Here is a 5550-nt window from a genome sequence, read left to right on the forward strand (position 1 = left end):
TGCAAGAATAAGAGCTATTTTAAGAAGAACAAACAGAACGGAAGAAAAACAAGTTTTAAAATGTGACGGACTTATAATGGATTTACAGGCAAGAACCGTTTTGCTTAACGGGAAAGAAATTGTTTTAAGACCGAAAGAATTTGATTTATTACAAATGTTTCTTTCGCAACAAGATACACTTGTAACAAGAGAAGTTATTTTGGAAAAAATTTTTGATTATAACTCGGACGTTACGACAAGAACCGTTGATACTCATATAAAAAACTTAAGGCAAATATTGGGTAAATGGGGTAAAAAAATAGTAACGGTTTTCGGGAAAGGTTTTAAACTTGTAAAAAAAGTGAACAAAAAGCGATAAAAGTTTTGTATAATATTATAAATTGTAATTTAAAGGTGAGTAATAGTGTTAAAAAAATTTCTTGTATTTTTGATAGCGGTAAGTTTATTAATTACACCTTCATTTTCTTATGCTGCAGGTAAAATTTTTGCTTTTAATCCTAACCCGGCATCATCGGCAATGGCAGATGCGGGTGTTGCATTAACATCCCCTTTTATAACGGGTAATGTTTTAAACCCGGCTTCAACAATAGGGATTTACAGAACGGTTGTGTCTCTTGCAACTTCAAATATGACAGGAGACATTCAGTATAATTACGGCGGTATCGGCTTTTTAAGCGATGTAGGTGTATTCGGCGCAACATTGATGTATGTTGATTATAAAACCGATGCATATTATGATAATGCGGGAAATCCTTATTCAGGTGCTACCTCTTATGACCTTTCGGCGGCATTTACTTATTCTTTGCCGATAAAAAAATATTTACCTGTTTTTATTGATTACGGCGGTTTCGGTGCAAATTTAAAAATTATGAGAAGTTCTTTGGCTGATTATATAGCCGAAACGATTGCGGTTGACTTAGGCGGTATTATTTCAATTCCTACGGCAAAAGATTTCAGTTTCGGTTTTGCTTTAAAAAATTTGGGAGTATCACAAAAATTTGTTGAGAAAAATTTTGAACTTCCTCAAATGTTGACGTTAGGTTTGGCTTATAATAATCTTGATTTCTACAATTTAAAAGTTGCTCTTGATTTTACAAATCCTAAAAATTATTCAAATTATACATCAATAGGTTTATCCGTAAATCCCGTTTATTTTTTGGCTTTAAGATTCGGTCTTAAAATCGGCGGCGATTCCCTTTTAAATAATACAAGAATGGGTATCGGGCTTCAGTTTAAAGGAATATCCGTTGATTATGCATTTATTCCGGCATCCGATTTGAATGCAACACACAGTTTCAGCTTAAATTTTGCCTTCGGTAATTTCAGCGAACAAAAAGTAGCTTATGAATATTATTTGGACCAACATTTCAGAGACGCCGAAGCAAGTTTTTATGCTAAAGATTTTACAAAAGCCAGAGAAGAATTTGATAATATTTTGGCGGTATATCCTGACCATCAACCTTCACAAAAATATCTGAGAAAAATTGTTGACGAATTGGCTGAAATCGATGAATATAATTTCAAAAAAGTTAATAAATACATGGATACGGCAACAAAAGCATTTAATAAAAACAATATGGTAAAAGCGGAAAAATATTACAAAAAAGTTTTGGCTCTTGATCCGGAAAACAATGTTGCAAAAAATTATCTTGAAGCAATAGAACATTCAACAGATGATATAAAAGTACTGCAAGACAGAGAGAAAAACAGTGAAAGAATACAATATTTATGGGACAGGTATGAGAAATTCTACAAGAAGGGCAATATTATAAGAGCAAGGGATTCTTTAAAATACTTGCTTGAGATTGATTCGGAAAACAGTTTGGCAAAAGAAAAAATGGTTCTTATAGATAATCAACTTGCAAAGATAGCATCCGATAAAGTAAGTGAAATTTTTAATACCGGTATGAAACATTACAACAAGGGTGATTACGAGGAAGCCATCAGATATTTTGAAGCTGTTTTGGTTGCGGCTCCTCACAGACTTGATGCACAAAATTATATAGAAAAAGCTCAACAGAATATTCAAACACTGGCTGAAGATGACAGATTATATAAGTTATCAAAAGAACAGGATAAGGTAAGAGACAGGTTAAATCAAGAATTTGATGACGGTATGAATAATTATCAAAAAGGTCGGCTTGAACTTGCCGTTGAACATTTCAAGAAAGCCAAAATATTGGCCGAAAAATATGAATTTAACGACTATTATAAAAAATCAACCGCATATATTTTAAGGTTAAGTACAAAGTTGTCCGATAAATATTATAAACAGGGGCTTTCCGCATACAAAACAAATAAATTTGAATTGGCTGCACAATCTTATAAAAAATCGTTGGAGTATAATCCGGAAAATACTTCGGCAAAATTTGAACTTGACAGAGTTGCCGAACAAGTTGCAAAAAAATATTATGAAGAGGGTATGTCGGCATACAGTAAAAACGAAATATCAAAAGCACGTGATTGCTTTAAACGTGCACTATATTATAAACCTAATATGAAGGAAGCACAGAGAGCATTGGCAAGAGTTCAATAATTATGAAAAAATTAATAATAGTCGGTTTAATACTTACGGTCGCTTGCGTATTTGTTAAAGCGGAAAGTAAAATAAAAGTTTTTCCCAATCCTTGGATACCTGAAGCCGATGTTTCGTTAGCTGACTATGGTGATACGAAAAAATACGGCAGTTTGGATTCAGACGGTTGGATAAAATTTCAATTTGAAGAAGTTCCGACACATAAATCGGGTGAACTTCTTATATATGATGTTACCGGCAATCTTGTAAAAAGCAGAAAATGGAAACTTCCGGAATATGTTCCTTTACCGCAAGCAAATCCGGCAGATAACCCTGAAAAAACAATTCATTGGGACGGCAGAGATAATTCATATCAATATGTTGAAAGCGGTGTATATATTTGGATTATCTATATAGACGGCGACAGAAAACAAAACGGCAAAATTGTAGTTATCAGGTAAGTATCGGTGAAAGAAAAATTTAATTTTGATGTTATATTGAACAGTTTCTTAATATTAATACCTATAAACACGGCTGTTTTATTTATGCTTACGGTTTATAGGTTTTTTTTCTTTTTATATTTTGCAAATTTTAAAGATCTTTCCGGAATGTTTTTTTATATTATAAAAGCATTTTGGTTAGGTTTTCGTTTCGACCTTTCAATTGTCGCTTACATAAATACCGTTGTAACGTTATTACTTGTTATATGTTTATTTATTCAAAAATTTTCTTTTTTTAAAGCGGTAATAAAATTTATAAAATATTATTACACGATAATTTTTTCATTGTTATTTTTAGCCATATTTGTTGATATAGGTTTTTTTTCATATTTTAAAGACCATTACAACATGATGATTTTCGGGTTAATTGAAGATGATACCGTCGCACTTATTAAAACCGTTTTGGCCGATTACAGAGTTTATTTTTTATTTATATTATTTTTTGCTGTAGTTTATGCAATTTATTTTGCGGCAAACAGAACATATAAGCAATTATATTTTCATAACAAAATAATTAATTGTTTTTGTTGGAAAACTTATTCCAAAATTTTTGTTATACTTTTTATAATAGTTTTAAATTTCGGTTTGGCACGCGGTTCTTTGTCAATGTTTCCGCTGGGACTTTTTTATTCTCAAATTTCTCCGAATTATTTTATAAATAAATTATCCGTTAATCCCGTTCATCCTTTGGCCGATGCCGTTTATTATAAAATACAAAGTTCAAAAAACAATAATAATTTAATGGAATTTTTTGATTTGAAAAACGAAGAAACTGTTTTTCAAAATTTAAAAAATTTTAATCAATATAAAAATGCAACAAATTTTGAAACGGCATTTAATCATATTACGACAAAAAATATAAATTTGGAACAAAAACCTTTAAATGTAATTCTTATTGTTATGGAAGGTTTCGGCGAACTTCCTGTTTTTAAAAACAGTAAAAATTTTAATGTTTTGGGAGAATTAAAAACACATTTCGACCGGGATATACTTTTTGAAAATTTTTTGGCGGCAGGTTTTATAACAATTCATGCACTTGAAACAATATCTTTAAATATTCCTCAAAGGCCGCTTGTAAATCAAATAACCCAAACACAAAATGCTTTGAAATGTTTTTCAAGTTCTTCCGTTTTGCCGTATAAAAAAGCAGGTTATAAAACATCTTTTATTTATGGCGGCAGTTTGACATGGCGAGATTTGGAAAATTTTTATAAAGTTTGCGGTTTTGACCAAACCATAGGCGAAGGAAATGTTGCCGTATCCGAAGAAGACAGACACTCGTGGGGAATTAATGATGATAAATTTTTTGAATTGATAAAAGAACAACTTTTTAAAAATAATGATGGCAAACCTCAATTTATTATGGGAATGTCAACACAAACACATCCGCCTTATAAAATACCTTCAAAATATACACCTATTCCGCTTGAAATTCCGCAACAAATAAAAGAAATGATGTCTTCAAAAGATTTGGCTGATAAAGCAATTTTTGAAGTTTATCAGTTTGCAAACAGAGAACTTGCAAAATTTATATCCGATATTAAAAATTCGGAATTTGCGGATAATACCGTAATAGCCGTTACGGGCGACCACAATTTAAGGGAATTGGCAAATTATTCAAGCCGAGATATGTTTTTGAGATATGCGGTTCCTTTTTATTTATATATCCCTAAAAATTTAAGAAAACAAGTTGATACATCAAAAGTCGGGTCTCATTTGGATATTATGCCCACATTATATAATTTAACGTTATCTTCCGCACAATATACGGCTTTCGGTAATGATTTATTCTCGACGGATGATAATATAATAACAAATATCGAAGGGCTTGTTGTAAATGATAAATATGCAATAAAATATAATTTTACCGATAAGTCAATACGGGCTTTTAATTTTGATAAGGAAACAAAAAAATTAATTCCTGTTGATGTAACCGAAGAACATAAAAAACTGGAAAAATATTATAAAACAATAATGGCGGCAACCGATATTTTTGTCCGGTCTCAAAAATAATTTGTATGGGAATAACTACGGATGTAGGAAATAATTATGAAGCTGTTGCTGCCGAGTTCTTAAAAAAACTCGGATATAAAATTATTGAAAAAAATTATAGAGTAAAAGCAGGTGAAATAGATATTATAGCATCCGATAAAAAAACGGTAGTTTTTGTTGAGGTTAAATTCAGAAAAAACAGTAATTACGGTAATCCTTATGAATTTGTAACAATACAAAAACAACAAAAAATAATAAAAGCCGCTTTACTTTATATAAAACAGAATAAATTAAAAACGGATTTTCGTTTTGACGTCGTTTCAATTTGTGACAATAAAATTGAACATATAAAAAATGCTTTTTCGGCATTGCCGAAATATTTTTTTTAATTTACAATAAAAATATCGGATAATAAAATGAATAAACAACAACAAAAAAAATTAGCAAATGAGCTTTTGGTATTAAGTGTATTTCGTAAAATTATTAATACGGAAACAATGCGAACTTTTATTGCATTTTTAAACGAAACGGAAAATATGCAAA

5 protein-coding genes are annotated in these 5550 nt (G+C 30.6%); all 5 read left to right on the top strand.

Annotated elements, in window-relative coordinates; genetic code table 11:
* The coding region (locus ACMUOV_RS05300; RefSeq protein ID WP_413854066.1) for a winged helix-turn-helix domain-containing protein at positions 1-358 on the top strand (358 nt) is incomplete at its 5' end.
* Positions 359-403: 45 nt separating this feature from the next.
* Entirely contained in the window at positions 404-2536 is a 2133-nt protein-coding gene (locus ACMUOV_RS05305; RefSeq protein ID WP_413854067.1) for a tetratricopeptide repeat protein, read from the top strand.
* A gap of 2 nt (positions 2537-2538) precedes the next feature.
* Entirely contained in the window at positions 2539-2976 is a 438-nt protein-coding gene (locus ACMUOV_RS05310) for a hypothetical protein (RefSeq protein WP_413854068.1), read from the top strand.
* Positions 2977-2982: 6 nt separating this feature from the next.
* Positions 2983-5028 (top strand): LTA synthase family protein, encoded by a 2046-nt coding sequence (locus ACMUOV_RS05315; RefSeq protein WP_413854069.1) that lies wholly within the window; start codon positions 2983-2985, stop codon positions 5026-5028.
* Positions 5029-5033: 5 nt separating this feature from the next.
* Positions 5034-5396: a YraN family protein gene (locus tag ACMUOV_RS05320; protein WP_413854070.1), complete on the top strand. Its 363-nt coding sequence runs from the start codon at positions 5034-5036 to the stop codon at positions 5394-5396.
* The last annotated feature ends 154 nt before the right edge of the window (positions 5397-5550 follow it).

Source organism: Candidatus Ruminimicrobium bovinum, assembly GCF_902760015.1.
Classification (GTDB): domain Bacteria; phylum Elusimicrobiota; class Endomicrobiia; order Endomicrobiales; family Endomicrobiaceae; genus Ruminimicrobium; species Ruminimicrobium bovinum.